The 16,640-nt window shown below is 63.8% G+C and carries 14 protein-coding genes; 10 read left to right on the top strand and 4 right to left on the bottom strand.

The window, feature by feature from the left end; all coding sequences use genetic code 11:
• Positions 1–53: 53 nt before the first annotated feature.
• Positions 54–944 carry a 4-hydroxy-tetrahydrodipicolinate synthase gene (gene dapA / locus SARO_RS07235; protein ID WP_011445101.1) on the bottom strand — a complete coding sequence of 297 codons (891 nt, stop codon included), beginning with the start codon at positions 942–944 and terminating at the stop codon, positions 54–56.
• A gap of 113 nt (positions 945–1,057) precedes the next feature.
• Here dapA and SARO_RS07230 point away from each other — a divergent pair, with 113 nt between their 5' ends.
• From SARO_RS07230 to SARO_RS07210, 5 genes are all read left to right on the top strand, one after another.
• Positions 1,058–3,061, top strand: a complete 2,004-nt coding sequence (locus tag SARO_RS07230) for a lytic transglycosylase domain-containing protein (protein WP_324608753.1) — start codon at positions 1,058–1,060, stop codon at positions 3,059–3,061.
• Between the two features lie 101 nt (positions 3,062–3,162).
• Entirely contained in the window at positions 3,163–3,648 is a 486-nt protein-coding gene (locus SARO_RS07225; RefSeq protein WP_041550218.1) for a GreA/GreB family elongation factor, read from the top strand.
• A gap of 17 nt (positions 3,649–3,665) precedes the next feature.
• The gene (locus tag SARO_RS07220; RefSeq protein WP_011445098.1) at positions 3,666–4,295 is read left to right on the top strand and encodes a phosphoglycerate mutase family protein; all 630 of its coding nucleotides are present in this window, start codon (positions 3,666–3,668) and stop codon (positions 4,293–4,295) included.
• Positions 4,295–4,489: a DUF4169 family protein gene (locus SARO_RS07215; RefSeq protein ID WP_011445097.1), complete on the top strand. Its 195-nt coding sequence runs from the start codon at positions 4,295–4,297 to the stop codon at positions 4,487–4,489. The genes SARO_RS07220 and SARO_RS07215 overlap by 1 nt, the downstream gene beginning before the upstream one ends.
• Positions 4,486–4,983, top strand: coding sequence for a hypothetical protein (locus tag SARO_RS07210; RefSeq protein WP_011445096.1), 498 nt, complete (start codon positions 4,486–4,488; stop codon positions 4,981–4,983). Before SARO_RS07215 ends, SARO_RS07210 begins: the two co-directional genes overlap by 4 nt.
• A gap of 66 nt (positions 4,984–5,049) precedes the next feature.
• Here the strand turns inward: SARO_RS07210 and SARO_RS07205 are convergent, their stop codons facing one another.
• Positions 5,050–5,721, bottom strand: coding sequence for an outer membrane protein (locus SARO_RS07205; protein ID WP_011445095.1), 672 nt, complete (start codon positions 5,719–5,721; stop codon positions 5,050–5,052).
• Between the two features lie 233 nt (positions 5,722–5,954).
• Here SARO_RS07205 and rlmN point away from each other — a divergent pair, with 233 nt between their 5' ends.
• Positions 5,955–7,244: a 23S rRNA (adenine(2503)-C(2))-methyltransferase RlmN gene (gene rlmN / locus SARO_RS07200; protein ID WP_011445094.1), complete on the top strand. Its 1,290-nt coding sequence runs from the start codon at positions 5,955–5,957 to the stop codon at positions 7,242–7,244.
• Between the two features lie 9 nt (positions 7,245–7,253).
• Here the strand turns inward: rlmN and SARO_RS07195 are convergent, their stop codons facing one another.
• Positions 7,254–9,944, bottom strand: coding sequence for an EAL domain-containing protein (locus tag SARO_RS07195; protein WP_011445093.1), 2,691 nt, complete (start codon positions 9,942–9,944; stop codon positions 7,254–7,256).
• Between the two features lie 95 nt (positions 9,945–10,039).
• On the opposite strand from SARO_RS07195, the gene SARO_RS07190 reads away from it, so the two are divergent.
• The 4 genes from SARO_RS07190 (at position 10,040) to SARO_RS07175 (ending at position 15,090) form a co-directional block, all read left to right on the top strand.
• A complete protein-coding gene (locus tag SARO_RS07190; RefSeq protein WP_234007416.1) occupies positions 10,040–10,849 on the top strand; it encodes an alpha/beta fold hydrolase in 810 nt (269 codons plus the stop codon).
• Between the two features lie 71 nt (positions 10,850–10,920).
• Positions 10,921–12,225, top strand: coding sequence for an FAD-dependent oxidoreductase (locus SARO_RS07185; RefSeq protein ID WP_011445091.1), 1,305 nt, complete (start codon positions 10,921–10,923; stop codon positions 12,223–12,225).
• Between the two features lie 103 nt (positions 12,226–12,328).
• The gene (locus SARO_RS07180) at positions 12,329–14,077 is read left to right on the top strand and encodes an N-acyl-D-amino-acid deacylase family protein (protein WP_011445090.1); all 1,749 of its coding nucleotides are present in this window, start codon (positions 12,329–12,331) and stop codon (positions 14,075–14,077) included.
• Positions 14,077–15,090 (top strand): zinc-dependent alcohol dehydrogenase family protein, encoded by a 1,014-nt coding sequence (locus SARO_RS07175; RefSeq protein WP_011445089.1) that lies wholly within the window; start codon positions 14,077–14,079, stop codon positions 15,088–15,090. The genes SARO_RS07180 and SARO_RS07175 overlap by 1 nt, the downstream gene beginning before the upstream one ends.
• Before the next feature lie 8 nt (positions 15,091–15,098).
• Here SARO_RS07175 and SARO_RS07170 read toward each other — a convergent pair whose 3' ends face one another.
• Positions 15,099–16,544, bottom strand: a complete 1,446-nt coding sequence (locus tag SARO_RS07170; protein ID WP_011445088.1) for a globin-coupled sensor protein — start codon at positions 16,542–16,544, stop codon at positions 15,099–15,101.
• Between the last annotated feature and the right edge of the window lie 96 nt (positions 16,545–16,640).

Here is a 16,640-nt window from a genome sequence, read left to right as displayed (position 1 = left end):
GCTGGCCCGGCAAAGCGGAAGTGGCACTTCACACTTTGTCGGGCAGTTGTGCCTCAGGCGAGTTCGAGCAGTCCGGCGTGGACCAGCGCAGCGTCGACAGCCTTGCGGGCAGCCTCGTTGCACGGGACCATCGGAAGGCGCAGGTCTTCGTTGATGTCCGCGAACACCCGGCTCAGCGCGTACTTCACCGGCCCCGGCGAAGCGTCCTCGAACATGGCGTAATGCAGCGGATAGAGCTTGTCGTTCAGTTCTCGCGCCTTCTCCAGATCGTTCGCGGCGCAGGCAGCCTGGAAATCGGCGCAGAGCCTGGGCGCCACGTTAGCCGTGACGGAGATGCAACCGACCGCCCCGGCGGCATTGGCGGGCAGCGCCAGCTCGTCGTCGCCGGAAAGCTGGCAGAAATGCTTGCCGATCCCCATGCGGTGGTCGGTCACGCGCGACAGATCGCCGCTGGCATCCTTGATGCCGATGATCTTGTCCGGATAGCGCTTGGCGAGTTCGCACACAGTCTCCGGCAGGATGTCGGTCACGGTGCGGCCAGGTACGTTGTAGAGCACGATCGGCAGGTCGTTGTGCTCCGCCAGGTAGCTGAAGTGCGCAATGATGCCAGCCTGGCTCGGCCGGTTATAGTAGGGCGCAACGCAGAGCGCGGCCTGCGCACCGCACTTCTTGGAAAAGTTCATGTGCAGCAAGGCATTCATCGTGTCATTGCTGCCGCAGCCGGCGATCACGGGAACGCGGCCGGCCGCCTGTTCCACGCAGACTTCGATGACGCGGTGATGCTCGGCGTTCGAAAGCGTCGAAGCCTCGCCGGTGGTGCCGCAGGGAACGAGCGCCGAAGAGCCGTTCTCGATCTGCCAGTCGACAAGGCGGCGGAACGCCTTCTCATCGAACGCTCCATCGCGAAAAGGAGTCACAAGGGCCGGAATCGAGCCGGAAAACATGGACAATATCCCTCAATTTGCCGCATGGTTGCTTCGGTGCATCGCGCACTTTGCCCACGGGGGTCTGTTCAGCGCCTGATAAGGAGCCGCTCCATAGTATGTCCCGCATGGACGTGAAAGCCTTGATCTTGCGTTCCGGCGTCGCAGGCCTCCTGATTCAGGCCCTCGCCGCCTCCAGCGCAGTGCATGCTAGCGGTGCCGATGGGGCCGATGGCTCGGACTGGGACCGCGCGCGCGCCAATCTGGTGGCCAGCCAGGGCGGCGCCATGATGAACGCGGTCGAACGGTGGAAACTCCTTTCCAGTTCCAACCGCTTCGGATTTTCGGACTATTCGACGTTCGTCCTTTCCTATCCCGGCTTTCCGGACGAGGAGAAGCTGCGCCGGTATGCCGAGCTTTCGCTTGAACGCGAGGCAGCAGACGCGAACCGCCTTGTCGCATATTTCGACAGCAAGCCACCGCTGACCAATCTCGGGAGGGCGCAATATGCCCTGGCGCTGATGCAGCTTGGCCGGCCCGAAGCGCGCGAAACGGCGCGGGCTGCCTGGCGCGGCGGCCCGATGACCGACAGCGCGGAAAGCGCGCTTCGTTCTGCCTGGGGCTCCAGCTTCACCCTCGACGACCATGACGCGCGCATGGACGCGTTGCTGTGGGCCGGGGCGACGGAGCAGGCGTCGCGTCAGTTGGCATGGGTCAGTCCCGCGCGCAAGGGCATCGACACTGCCCGTCTGGCCGCGATGCAGGGCGGCGATCCCTTTGCTTCGCTGTCTGGCGTGTCGAGCGAGCAGCTCAACAGCGATCCCGGATTCGTGTTTCAGCGCGTCCGCCAGTTGCGCAAGGCCGGGCAGGGCCCCGCGGCCCGCGCGCTGCTCGCCAACCGTCCGCTTCTCATCCGCCAACCACTCGACCGCGAGAAATGGGTCGAGGAATTGCTCATCAATGCCCGCGCGGCAGCAAGTGCCGGTGACGCGCGCTCCGCCATGCGGATCGCCGCCGGGATCGACGACGCGTTCTCTCCCGGAGAGGACGTGAGCAAGGCCACTTATGGTCTGCGCGACGATTATACCTCGCTCATGTGGCTTGGTGGAACGCAGGCGTGGTTCAACCTCGGCGATGGCGCAAGCGCGGCGCCGCTGTTCTGGCGCTATGGCGCGGCGGCGCGGACGCCGGGCACGCGTTCGAAGGGCTTCTACTGGGCAGGCAAGGCGGCGGCTCGAGCAGGTCTTCAGGCCGATGCGCGGCACTATTTCGAAATGGCCGCGCAATACGGCGACCAGTTCTACGGCCTGCTGGCACTGGAGCGCCTGGGGCGCCCCGTGCCGAAATACGCGACCGATGCCACCTCCCAGATTTCTGCTGAAGAACGTAGCCGTTTCTACTCCCGCCCCCTCACCCAGGCCGTGCGCGAAGTGGCGCGCAACGGAGATTGGCGCACGACGGTCCGCTTCTTCAAGGAAATCGCCGAGCAGCAGCAGAGCGAGGCGCAGCACATGATGGTGGCGCAACTCGCGCGCGATCTGGGGCGGCGCGATCTCGGCGTGATCGTCGGGCAGGCAGCGGCGGCGCGCGGCTACCTCGATTTCCAGCACATCGCCTTCCCCCTGATCCCCGTACCTCAGGGATACGAGACCAAGTGGACGATGATCCACGCGATCAGCCGGCAGGAAAGCCAGTTCGCGCAGAACGCGGTGAGCCACGCCGGCGCGCGCGGCCTCATGCAGCTCATGCCGGGCACCGCAAACGAGCAGGCCGGAAAGCTTGGCCTCTCGTACGATGCCTCCGCGCTGACCGAGGACGCCGGGTACAACATCAGGCTGGGCTCGGGCTATTTCCAGCGCATGCTCGACTACTACGGCGGGTCGTGGCCGCTGGCCGTGGCAGCCTATAATGCAGGGCCCGGCAACGTGAACAAATGGCTGCGCGCCAACGGCGACCCCCGCAACGGTGGTATCGACTGGATCGAATGGATGGAACGCATCCCGTTGTCCGAGACGCGCAATTACGTGCAGCGCGTACTGGAAAACGCGGTGGTCTACGAAGCGATGAATCCGCAGTACGCCAGCTATCGCGGGGCAAATCCGATGAGCTACTTCATCGGCAAGCGGGAGCCGGGCTGACCCCCAGCCCGGAACGGCGTCCAGGCAAGAGAAGGCCCATGCGCAGCTTAGCGCCGGATAAGCCTTGTCGCCCCTTCCATCCTCGCCCTAAAGCCCTGCCCATGAAGCCTGACGGACATCCCATTACGCCTGCCGGATTTGCCGCCCTGCGCGCCCGCTACGACCATCTGCTTGGCACCGAACGCCCTGCGATCGTCGAGATCGTCAGTTGGGCGGCGGGGAATGGCGACCGGAGCGAGAACGGCGATTATCTTTATGGGCGCAAGCGGATGCGCGAGATCGACCGGGAACTGGCGTTCCTCGCGCGGCGCATGAAGGCGTCTCGCGTGGTGGACCCTGCCCGTCAGGAAGACCGCAGCCGCGTGTTGTTCGGCGCGACCGTCGAGATCGCCGACGAGGACGACAATCGAAAGGTGCTGACGCTGGTGGGTGACGACGAACAAGATGCATCCAAGGGCCTGATCGGCTGGAGCGCCCCCATCGCCAAGGCGCTGCGCGGAAGCCGGGTGGGCGACCTGCGCATCGTGCGGCTCCCTTCGGGCCAGAAGGAGTGGGAAATAATGGCGATTTCCTATCCGGAAGCTTGAGGTTAAACCATCCCTCCATGACAAGCGGTCGCTTCTACATCATGCGCCACGGCGAGACGGTCTACAACGCCACCCGCCGCCTTCAGGCCAACCACATCCACACGCCGCTGACGCGACAGGGCTTCGAGCAGGCCGTCGCCATGGGCTGCGCATTGCGGCAGGAGCTGGGAGAGCGGCCACAGGTCACGCTACACATATCCGACACGGGCCGTGCGTTGCAGACGGCGGCACTGATCGCGGAGGAACTGGGTCTCGACTGGTTTGCCGGACGGCGCACGATGGATCTCAAGGAGATCGACATGGGATCGTGGTGCGGTCGCTCCTACAGTGACGTAGAGGACGAAGTCGGCCCGATCGTCGTCGAGGATCACCTGCTGCGCCCTGCCCCCGATGGTGAGGACTATCCAATGATCGCGGCGCGGCTCAACCGCTGGCTTGACGGATTGGAGGATATGGACGGCAACCATATCGTAGTGATGCACGGCATCTCCAGCCGGGTACTGCGCGGGATCATGGCCGGATATCCGGTCCATCCGATCCATGGCGCACCGATCGCTCCATCGCTCGTGCAGGGCTCGATCGCACTGGTCGAGAACGGCAACGAACGCGTGCTGTACGGATCCGAACGTGGGATCGAGCACGCCTGATGGGCGATATCGTCAACCTCCGTTCGGCAAGGAAAGCCAAGGCGCGCGAGCTTCGAGAGGTCGAAGCCCAAGAGAACCGCGCGAAGTTCGGACGCACGAAAGGCGAGAAGGCCGGTTGCCGTAAGGAAGCCGAACGGGCGACCAGACTTCTCGATGGGGCCTTCATGGAGCGAACCGGGCGCAACGAGCCTTGAAGCGGCTCCTTGCTCTGGCGGCGGCAAGCCTAGCGGGGTTGGGAACCGGGACAGCGCTGGCGCGCGACAGCCTTGGCGTGTTCGGCACCTGGGGCGCTTTCCGCGATCCCGGCGTTCCGCGCTGCTATGCCATCGCCATGGCCGACAAGATCGTAGGCAGGAAACAAGAGTTCCAGCCGTACTTCACTGTGGGCTATTGGCCCGCCCGGAACATTCGCGCAGCCGTTCACGTAAGGCTCGGGCGCCGGCTCTCGCCCGGTTCGAAAGTGATTGTTTCGTTTCCCGAGGCCAACTTCGCGCTGACCACTGGACAGGCCGACGCCTGGCCGGTCGACCAGACTGCCAACGCAGGGATTCTTGCCCAGATGCGCAGCGCGCGCACGATGATCGTGATAGCCAGGGGAGCGGATGGGCGGACGTTCCGCGACAGCTACCGGCTTGGAGGGGCGGCCTCGGCGATGGACGCGGCAGCGTTGGGCTGCGCAAACCGGTAGCCTCGCCAATGCGAAAAGGGCGAGCCGCGAGGCCCGCCCTTCCCGTTTGCTGCGACCCGAACTGCGTCAGAAGCGGACGCCAACGCCGGCGGTGATCGAATGACGGTCGGTGTCGAGGTTGAAGCGGCTGCTGTCCGGCGTGTCGCCGTTGAAGTCGAATTCGCCCTTGCTGTAGTTTGCGTACTTGTACTCGAGCTTCACAAAGGCGTTCTCGCCAACCTTCTGCTCGACGCCGGCACCCACGCGGTAGCCGTCGGCGTCAAGCCGCTGGCGCAGGTTAGTGGTTCCGTCGGTGCCCTGAAGGTTATAGCGGGCGTTGCTGTAGCCACCCTTCACATAGACCATCGTGCTCGGCGACATTGCATAACCGAGACGGGCGCCGACGTAGTACTGGCGGCCCGCTTCGACGCGACCGAGGTTGAAGACGTTGGGCTGGTCGTTGTTGTTGTCCCAGCTCGCGCTGCTGTCGGTGATTTCAGCTTCGGCACCGGCGACAAGATTGGTGCCAAGCGGAATGTCATAGCCGATCGCGCCGCCGTATTCGACGCCGTCGATGGACTGCTTGAGATCGCGGGTGTTGTCGACATCTTCGCTGCTGCCGGAGCGGTTGTGGTCATAGCCCACGAGAGCTTCGGCGTGGAAACCGCTGAAGGCTTCGGCGGGCGTGGCGTCCTGCGCGTACGCAGGAGCAGCAGCGATGGCAGTGCCGGCGGCGAGGATTGCGCAGATCTTTTTCATGTTTTCACTCCATTCGAACGTGCCTGCCGGTCCTTGGCTAGATGCGACCCGACAGTGGTTGTCCGAATGTCCGGGGGACGATCCAGTTTCATTAACCTCACACAACGAAACGACCGTTGCATTCCTGCCACACCCGTTGTGGTTGGACTGTTGCCAGCGTGCGATGGGGTGCGAATGATCGCCTGTCGGCCGGATTTCGCGCACCGTTTGCGCCCGCGCACGCGACGCACTATATGCGCGCGATGCAGACCCACACCGAAATTGCTCCCATGCCCATCCCCGGGCACGTCGATCCCGTTCCCGTTCCGCGCGAAGTCACTCCGCGTGAGGACGGACGCATCGACCTGATCGGGCTACCAAGGAAGCAGATCGCCGAACTGTTTGCGCAAGCCGGACTGGACGCGAAGGCCGCGAAACTGCGGGCCAAGCAGGTATTTCACTGGCTCTATCACCGCGGCGTCACCGATTTCGACGCCATGACCGACATCGCCAAGACCATGCGCCCCTGGCTGGCCGAACGCTTCGTCATCGGCCGTCCCGAAATCGTCGAAGCGCAGGTCTCGACCGACGGCACCCGGAAGTGGCTGCTTCGCACGGCCGACAAGCATGACTTCGAAATGGTGTTCATTCCCGACGCCGACCGCGGCACGCTTTGCGTTTCGAGCCAGGTCGGTTGCACGCTGAACTGCCGGTTCTGCCATACCGGAACCATGCGTCTGGTACGCAACCTGACCCCGGGCGAGATCGTCGGCCAGGTCATGCTGGCGCGTGATGCGCTGGGCGAATGGCCCAAGGGCGCCAACGATTCCCGCGTTGCCACCATGGCTGGCCTGGATTTCGATGACGAGGACGAAGGTAGCTATACTTCGGACGGGCGCCTTCTCACCAACATCGTGATGATGGGCATGGGCGAGCCGCTCTACAACTTCGACAATGTCCGCGATGCGCTCAAGCTCGTCATGGACGGGGATGGCCTTGCCCTGTCGAAGCGCCGCATCACGCTGTCCACCAGTGGCGTGGTTCCGATGATGGAGCGCTGCGGCGAGGAAATCGGCGTGAACCTTGCGGTTTCGCTCCACGCGGTCACCAAGGACGTGCGCGACGAGATCGTACCGATCAACCGCAAGTACGGGATCGAGGAACTGCTCCAGGCGTGCGCTGACTATCCGGGTGCTTCCAACGCCCGGCGCATCACCTTCGAATACGTGATGCTTAAGGACAAGAACGACAGCGACGACCATGCGCGCGAGCTCGTTCGCCTGATCCGTCAGTACAAGCTTCCCGCAAAGGTCAACCTGATCCCGTTCAACCCGTGGCCGGGAGCGCCTTACGAGTGCTCGAGCCCGGATCGGATAAAGAGCTTCGCCAACATCGTGTTCGAAGCCGGCATCAGCGCACCTGTGCGAACTCCGCGCGGGCGCGACATCGATGCGGCCTGCGGGCAGTTGAAGACGGCTTCTGAACGCAAGAGCCGCGCCGAGCTTGACCGCTTGGCGGAGGAAAAGCTCGCGGCGCTGGGCTGAGCCTTCGGCTTAGCCAACCTTGCGCGACGCAACGACCTCTTGTTCTGCAATCGCGAACCGCACCCCGACGGGGGCGGCAACGGCTGCGATCCGCCCGTTCTCATCCAGGCGTAGCGGCACCGAGAATTCAACGCCCATCCGATCATCGGCCGACCAGCGACAGGTCCCGGTCACGACGTGATTGTCGGCAATCAGGATGCGGAAGATCGTTCCGGCCGGCACATTCCACAGCCCTTCGATGAGTGCGCCGGTCTGGCTGATGTTACGCACCATGGCATCATAGCGGTGACCGCCATGGTCGAGGATGACCTTGCGCAGCATGGACTGGCGGGCGGCACGCGCGGAACGCGGGCCTTGCGCGATGGCCATCAATCCTGTGGAGAGCCGCGCAGCGGCGTTCATCGCGGATAGCGGTCGTTCGTAGATATACCCCTGGACGTGGCTGCACCCGAGCATGCGCACGAGATCGAGTTCGTCGAGCGTTTCCACGCCCTCGGCGGTCGTTTCCATACCCAGCGCTTCGGCAAGGCTGACGATGGACGCGATGATCGCGCCGTTTCGGCTGCCCGGCTGCGTTGCACCGCGAACGAAGGATTGGTCGATCTTGATCTTGTCGAAGGGCGCCGAGCGAAGATAGCCAAGTGACGAATAGCCGGTTCCGAAATCGTCCAGGGCTAGCCGCACGCCGATCGCCTTCAACGACTTGAACATCTGGTCGGTGCCCTCGTCGTCGTTGAGGAACACGCTCTCGGTGATTTCCAGCTCAAGCCGCTCGGCCGCCACCTGGGCCGTGGCTAGGGCATTGGTGACGACGACCGGCAACGAGGGGTTGGCGAACTGAAGCGGAGACACGTTGACCGCCACCCGGACGTTCTCCGGCCAGCGTGCGAGATCCTGGCATGCAGTGCGCAAAGCCCACTCGCCGATGGTGGCGATGAGGCCGGTATCCTCGGCAATCGGGATGAAGCGAGCAGGACTGATCCATCCATGCTCCGGATGATTCCAGCGCAGCAGGGCCTCGAACCCGGTGATCTTCTCGGTCGCGGTCCGGACGACGGGCTGGTAGTATAATTCGAGCCCTCCATTCGAGACCGCGTCGCGCAAGTCTTCCTCCATCTGACGACGCTCTTCGGCATCGCTGTGGAGGTCGGGGGCGTAGAAATGGAAGCGACCTCGCCCGCCATCCTTGGCGGCATAAAGCGCCAGATCAGCGTTGCGGATCAGCGCCTCGCTGGTCACACCATCGTCAGGAGCGAGCGCAATGCCGACCGATGCCCCGATCATGACGCGGCTGCCCTCGATCGAATAGGGCTGCGAAAGGCTTTCGATGATACGCCCGGCCATGTGCCCGAGCTGCCCACGCTCCATCTTCCCGGGCAGGATCACTTCAAACTCGTCGCCGCCAAGGCGGCCGACCCGCCCGATCTTGCCTACGACGCGCTCCAGGCGCTGCGCCACCTGTTTGAGCAGAGCGTCGCCTGCAGGGTGCCCGAGCGTATCGTTGACCTGCTTGAAACGGTCCAGGTCGAGCAGAAACACCGCGCAAGCGCGGTGCTGCACTTGCGGCGCAAGGAGGATCTTCTCGAGAGTTTGCGACATGCGAAACCGGTTCGACAAACCGGTGAGCGAATCGAAATGGGCCAGCCGCGATGCGTGCTCCTGCGAGCGCCGCTTCTCCGTCAGGTCGGTCCCGGATCCGCGGAACCCCGCGAAGTTGTTGAATGTGTCATAGGTTGGCCGTCCCGTAATCGACCACCATCGCTCCTCATCGCGCGTCGCCGCGCGCACCGCGAGTTCACTGAAGCTGGACCGGGCGGAAAGGTGGAACGCCAGTGTGCGCTCGCCTTCCCCGGACTGCTCAGTCAGGTTGAACAGTTCCGAAAACGGTCGGCCGACAAGCTCCTCCACCCGGCGGCCGAGGATCGCGGCGACCGGACTGGAAAGGTAGGCAAGGTGTCCCCGCCTGTCTGTTTCCCAGAACCAGCCCTGCCCGGTTTCCTCGTAGTCTGCGAGAATCTCCTCGGCCCGGGTTTGGGCGCGCTGGTCGCTTTCGGATTTCTTCCTGGCATGCAAGTCGATTTTCCGCTGCCGCAGATAGGCTGCAATCGCAATTGCAACGCCGAGAACCAGCGCAAAATAGCCGCCGGCACGGCTCGCGACACAGGTCACACCGGACCAGATGCCTACCTGGGCGGCGATCACCGCGACAAGGCGGCCTGACTGGACCACCGTCGCCAGGACACCAGTCGTGACCACGACGGCGAGACAGCCGAACCATGCGACCTGCCCTGACTCCCCCCAGAAGCCCATCGCCGACCCAAACAGGAACATCGGCAAGGCAACCGCCAGTCCCATCAACGCAAGGCGCTGTCCAGTTTCAAGCTTCCGCTCCGACTCGATCTTGACGGCAATGGATGAGAAGTGCGTGGCAACCAGCGCCAGAAGCGCGAGCAGTGCCGGAAGGATCGTGGGGATGGACAAGTTGAAAAGGGCAAGCCCGGCCAGTGCGAGCGCCATCGGAATTGCCATCTTCGGCCATTCCGGTGCCACAAGACGGTTCGAGGGGTCGCCTCCGAACAGGAAAGTCGCCCCCGCTTCGCGGAACGCCGGCTGTGCCGAACGCTCACGGCGCCGCGTACGCGCAAAGTGGCGCGCGCGGCCTGCGGTGCTCGTTACTTCCGGAAACTGCTCTGCGGACATGGTCGAGACATGCACCGCGCCGTTTTGAGAAACAGTTAAGCTTCATACCAATCAGGCGCTATTGCTGCGACTGCGAAGGTGCTAGTGTCGCCCGCGTGACCGATACCGCGATACACAAGATGATCGGCGTCGCAGGACGCAGGCTACATGTCGCACGATGGCATTCCGGCGCGAGCGAACGCCCGCCGCTGCTGCTGCTGAACGGCATCGGCATGAATCTGGAGCTGCTTGCGCCAGTGGCGCGCAGCTTGCCCGAACGGGAAGTGATCTGCTTCGACATGCCGGGGACAGGCAACTCGCCGGATCCGGTATTTCCCTACTCTATCAGTTGCATGGCCCTGACCACGGCCAGCCTTCTCGACCGGCTCGAAATCGATCGCGCAGATGTTCTCGGCATCAGCTGGGGCGGCGCCGTGGCCCAGCAGTTCGCGTTCCAGCATCGGGCTCGCATCGGCAAGCTGGTGCTTGCCGCAACCGCTGCTGGCGCGACGATGATCCCCGGCAACGCCGCCCTGCTCGCCCATCTCTCCGACCCGCGCGAGTATTCAGTGGAGCGCACGCTCAAGCGCAACCTCGCCTCGATCTATAATGGCGGCGGAAGCGCTCGGGTCTCGCTCAACGCGGCAAAGGCCCCCTCGCCGCTAGGCTTCTCCTATCAGATGGCAGCTTTCGCCAGTTGGTCGAGCTTGCCGATCCTGCCGATGCTCTCGATGCCGGTCATGGTGATGGCCGACGAGGAAGACCAGCTCGTTCCTCCTTCCAACGCGCATTTCCTGCATCACGCGATTGCGCACAGCGAACTGGAGATGTTCCGCGGCGGCGGTCATCTCTTCATGCTGTCCCAGCGCGAAAGGTTCGTGGCCAGACTGAGGACGTTCCTCGACGACGACGCACACGCGTGTTGATATCGGGCATCGCCGCTTTCCTTTTGGCGATCATGCGATAGCATCCGGCGAAAGACTCGTCGGGAGAGACTATGCGGCATATCGCGATCATCGGCTCGGGACCGGCCGGATACTACACCGCGGAAGCCGCGCAGAAGCAGTGGGGGGACGACGTAAGGGTCGATATCTTCGACATGCTCCCTGTACCCTATGGCCTGATCCGGACCGGCGTTGCGCCGGATCACCAATCGATCAAGGGCGTGTCGCGCCGCTACGAACAGACCGCGCTGTCGGAAAATGTCCGGTTCGTAGGCAACGTGAAGATCGGCGAGCATGTTTCCGTGGAGGAGCTCCAGGAGCTTTATGACGCGGTCGTTCTCGCAACCGGTGCCCCGCGCGATCGGCAACTGGGCGTGCCCGGCGATCATCTGGGCAATGTCTTCGGCAGTGCGGCTTTCGTTGGCTGGTACAATGGCCATCCGGAATTCACCGCCCTTGAACCCGATCTGTCAGGACATACGGCTGTCGTCATCGGCATGGGAAACGTCGCGCTCGACGTCACCCGCATTCTCTCCAAGACCCGCGAGGAATTTTCCGGAAGCGACATCGTCGGCCACGCGCTGGAATCGCTGATGGCCTCGAAGATCAAGCGCATCGTGATCCTCGGGCGGCGAGGCCCGCACCAGATCATGATGACGCCCAAGGAATTGGGCGAAATGGGTCACCTTTCGCGTACCGCCCCCTGGGTCGACCCGCGCGACCTGCCGGACGAAGGCGAAGACGCACTGCTGGAGCCGGGCATCCGCAAGTCCGTCAGCCATCTGCGCTCGTTCGCGGCCATTCCGGAAAGCCACCGCGCCGACCTTCCACTTGAAGTCGAGTTCGACTTCTTCGCCGCGCCAAAGGCCTTATTGGGCGAAGGTCGGGTCGAGGCTGTGGAAGTGGAGCGGACGAAAATCGAGGCGGGACGCGCCGTCGGCACCGGCGAATTCTATGAAATTCCCGCGAGCCTCGTGGTGTCGTGCATCGGATACCAGACCTCCCCGATCCCGGGCGTGCCCTTCGACGAGCGCGCGGGGCGCTTCGCCAACGACGGCGGGCGTATCCTGCCGGGGCTTTACTGCGTTGGTTGGGCACGGCGCGGCCCGTCGGGGACCATCGGCACCAACCGCCCGGATGGCTTCGCGGTAATCGAAATGATCGCCTCGGACATCGGCGGCGGCGCCGGCAAGAAGGGGCGCCCCGGCTTCGACAACCTTGCCGAAGGCCGCGGGCTCGACGTGGTGACTTTCCGCGATTGGAAGAAGATCGAGGAAGCCGAAGCTGCGCGCGCGCGCGCTGGCGCCCCGCGTGAAAAGTTCGTCGACATCGCGGAGATGATCCGGGCCCGGGGCTGATATCGGCGGCGATTGACCGCACGCCAAAGGTCTGACTTAATCGAGCGGTTAACGCGATGGCCTGACGACGCGAGTCGGGCTGCGCGGGGAGAAGGAGCACCCGATGCCAGCCTATGACCTCATCATCCGCAATGGCACCATTTGCGACGGGACCGGCGCGCCGCGCTTCACCGGCGACGTCGCGGTGAAGAACGGCCTGATTGTCGCGGTCGGCGCCGTTCGCGGCGACGCAGCCGAGGAAGTCGACGCGACGGGGCGCATCGTCGCCCCGGGCTGGGTCGACGTGCACACGCACTACGATGGCCAGGCCACCTGGGATCCCGAAATGGCACCGTCATCATGGCACGGGGTCACCACTGTCATCATGGGCAACTGCGGGGTCGGCTTCGCACCGGCCGCACCCGACCGGCACGACTGGCTCATCGGCCTGATGGAAGGCGTAGAGGACATTCCCGGCACGGCGCTTGCCGAAGGGATGGCCTGGGACTGGGAGAGCTTCCCGGAATACCTCGATTCCCTCGAAAAGATGCCGCGCGCCGTCGATGTCGGCACGCACGTGCCCCACGGCGCCGTGCGTGCCTACGTACTTGGCGAAAGAGAGAAGCCGGGCGCCGTGCCGACTGCGGAAGACATCCGGAAGATGTCGGAAATCGTCGAGGAAGGTGTCCGTGCCGGTGCGCTTGGATTTTCGACCAGCCGCACGGTCATCCACAAGTCGGTCGATGGCGAAGTCGTTCCCGGAACAACCGCGACGGCCGAGGAACTGATCGAGATCGGCCGTGCCATGGGCCGCGTTGGCCACGGCGTGTTCGAAATGGCGTCGGACATGAAGCGCGAATGGGACGAATTCGGCTGGATGGGTGCGCTCAGCCGCGAAACCGGCCTGCCTGTCACCTATGCAGCGCTACAGTCCATCGCCAAGGAAATGCCGCTCGAGGAACAGATTGCCGAAATGCGCCACCAGAACGCGCAAGGCGCCAATATCGTGGCGCAGATCGCGCTGCGCGGGAACGGCGTGATCATGGCCTGGCGGGGCACCATTCACCCCTTCCGCTTCCGGCCGAGCTATGCCGCAATCGCCGAGCTTCCCTGGGAAGAGCAACTCGTGCAACTCAAGGACCCGGCGTTCAGGGCAAAGGTCCTGGCAGAGGCGAACGTTTATCCCGACAGCGACATCGTGAACCTGTTCCGCATGATCGCCGAAGGCTGGCACAACCAGTTCATCATGGACGAGGACTTCGACTACGAACCTCAGCCCGAGGCCAGCATCCTGCTTCGCGCGAAGACTGCGGGCGTATCACCCGACGCCTTCGCCTACGACAAGCTGATGGAAGATGAGGGCAATGGCTTCATTTACCTGCCCATCCTGAACTACGCGGACGGAAACCTCGATTTCCTCGAGGCGCTTCAGGCCGCGGACGATACGGTAAACTCGCTGTCGGACGGCGGAGCGCATTGCGGTACGATCTGCGATGCGGCGAGCCCGACCTTCATGCTCCAGCACTGGGTTCGCGACCGTCGCAGGGGCAGCCGGATCAGCCTGGAACACGCCATCAAGCGTCAATGCCACGATACGGCGCGGCTCTATGGCCTGGACGACAGGGGCGTGATCGCGCCGGGATACCTGGCTGATATCAACGTGATCGACTTCGACCGCGTGCGCCTGCTCAAGCCCTGGCTCGCGTTCGACCTTCCCGCTGGCGGCAAGCGGCTGCTGCAGAAAGCGGAAGGCTATGACTACACCATCAAGGGCGGAAAGGTGACCTTCCGCAACGGCGAATGGACGGGTGCCACGCCGGGCAACCTCATTCGCGGACCACAGCGCGCCGATCTCATGGAGGCTGCCGAATAATGACCGTCAATGCAATTCGCGTAGGCTCCCCCGCCTCGCTCGACACCTTGTATCTCGATACGCTGCCTGATTGCGGACAACCCGGACCTGGCGAAATCCGGGTCCGGCTGCGCGCCTCGTCGCTCAACTTCCACGACTACGCGGTGGTTACCGGGATGCTGCCGGCCGCCGCAGGCCGAATTCCCATGTCGGACGGCGCCGGAGAGGTCCTCGGGGTGGGCGATGGCGTGACCGAATTCAAGGCGGGCGACGCAGTCGTCTCGACCTTCTTCACCGACTGGGACGCCGGTCCGCCAAAGTCCGCCGCGTTCACGACCGTCCCTGGAGACGGCATCGATGGCTACGCGCGGGAAGAAGTGGTGGCCCCGGCTCACTGGTTCACCCGCGCGCCCTCAGGCTACAGTCACGCAGAAGCCGCCACGCTGACCTGCGCGGGCCTTACGGCATGGCGCGCCCTGTTCGTAGACAACGCGATCAAGCCGGGCGACACGGTCCTCGTGCAAGGCACTGGCGGCGTCTCGGTTTTCGCGCTGCAGTTGGCAAAGGCGGCAGGCGCGCGTGTCATCGCCACGAGTTCCTCCGACGAGAAGCTGGAACGCCTGCGCAGCCTCGGAGCGGATGAAACCATCAACTACAAGACGCAAACCGCCTGGGGGATGAAGGCACTCGATCTCACTGCCGGCATCGGCGTCGACTGTGTCGTCGAGATCGGCGGGGCCGGTACGCTTGACCAGTCGATGATGGCCACCCGCGTGGGTGGACACATCGCGCTGATCGGCGTTCTCGCGGGATTTGCGGGTCCCGTTCAAACCGCGTTGCTGATGGCCAAGAATCTGCGCGTCCAAGGCCTTACCGTGGCCTCGCGTGCCGATCACCTGCGAATGATCGCCGGTATCGAGGCCAACGGGATCAAGCCTGTCATCGACCGCCACTTTCCACTTGCCGATCTTGCCGGAGCCTTCCGCCATCAGGAGAGCGGCAGGCATTTCGGCAAGATCGTCATCGACATCTGACGCACTTCTCAGGCCGCGCGGCGCAGGCCTCTCTGGCCCGCGCCGCCGCCTTGGCCTTCCAGGCGAAATTGCGAGACGAGCGAGGATAGGCGGCTTGCCTCTCCCGCAAGGCTGCGGGCAGCCGCCGTTGCCTCTTCCACCATTGCCGCATTCTGCTGCGTCATTGTATCCATCTCGCGCACGGTCTCGCGAACCTGCCCGATACTGGTCGCCTGCTCGTTGGCCATGCGGGCAATGCTGCTGGCAAGCTCGGCCACGTGCCCGACCTGCTCGACGATCAACGAAAAGGTTTCCCCCGTCTGGCCGACAAGGTTGACCCCGCGTTCGACCTGGTTGGAACTCTGCCCGATCAGGTGCTTGATGTCCCTCGCCGCATCGGCCGTGCGCTGCGCCAACGCGCGAACTTCAGTGGCAACCACCGCAAAGCCGCGCCCCGCGTCGCCAGCACGAGCAGCCTCGACGCCTGCGTTCAGCGCCAGAAGGTTTGTCTGGAAGGCAATTCCGTCGATCACCGAGATGATCTTGCCGATTTCCTGCGCGGAATCGTGAATGTCGTTCATGGCAGAGACGGCCTCTCCCACCACCGATCCGCCCTTGACGGCCTCGCCATGCGCCTTCTGGACGGAATCGTGCATGTGGGCGGCATCGTCGGCTGCGCTACGCACCGTAGAGGCCAGCGTCGTCATCGCAGCCGAGGCCTCCTCAAGACTGGCTGCCTGCTGTTCGGTCCTGCGCGCAAGGTCATCCGACGCCTGCCTGATCTCCTTCGCACCGACCCCGACAGCCGTCGATGTTTCGGAGACATTGGCGAGCGCACTCGAAACTTGCTGGCGCATTCCGTCGAGGTGCTTCTGGAGTTCGGCAAATGCGGACGGAAGGTCCGGCACTCTCGACGCAAAATCCCCGTCAGCCATGCCCCGCAAGGTGGCGCTGACCTCGTCGATCACGGCCACGCGGGCGGCTTCCTCGGCCCTGAAATAGGTGGACAGGGCCACTTCCATATCCAGCAATGCCATCTTGACGAGCGAGCCGACGGATCGCGCCGTCCGCTTCGCGCCCAGTATGCCCCCGATGCCGGAGAACATTGCGTTGATGACCTGCTCCAGCACCATCGCGTAGCCGCCAATGTACCAGCCTGGCTCTAGGCCGATCCGCGCGTGGACGTTGCCGATCCGCTCGGCGCTCTCGAAATAGGAGCGGTCGGCACGACCGCTGAACATACCCGCCCAATGCTCGATCTGCTTGTCGCGCGCATGGCGCATGGCCTGCCGAGAGCCAAAGAAGCTCGCCGTCTCCGGCGTTGTAGCGATCTGGTCGTAAAGCTTGTCGAGTGCGGGGGGAGCGTAGTTTTCAAGCACTTTAGCGATGTGCGGAAACCGCTCGAAATCCTTGTGGTCGATATTGAAGAACGCAAGCTTGCGGGCAACGTCCTGACCGGTGTGTGCGGTATCCATCTTCAGTGCTCCTAGACTGAAGAAGGCAATGGGTCCGCGCGCTTCAATATACTGTAATCATATCCGAAGTGGATTTACCGGAGGACAGCCGAACAC

The organism is Novosphingobium aromaticivorans DSM 12444 (assembly GCF_000013325.1).
GTDB lineage: Bacteria > Pseudomonadota > Alphaproteobacteria > Sphingomonadales > Sphingomonadaceae > Novosphingobium > Novosphingobium aromaticivorans.
The sequence above is the reverse complement of the archived record's forward strand: the minus strand, read 5'-3'. Positions and strand labels throughout refer to the sequence as shown.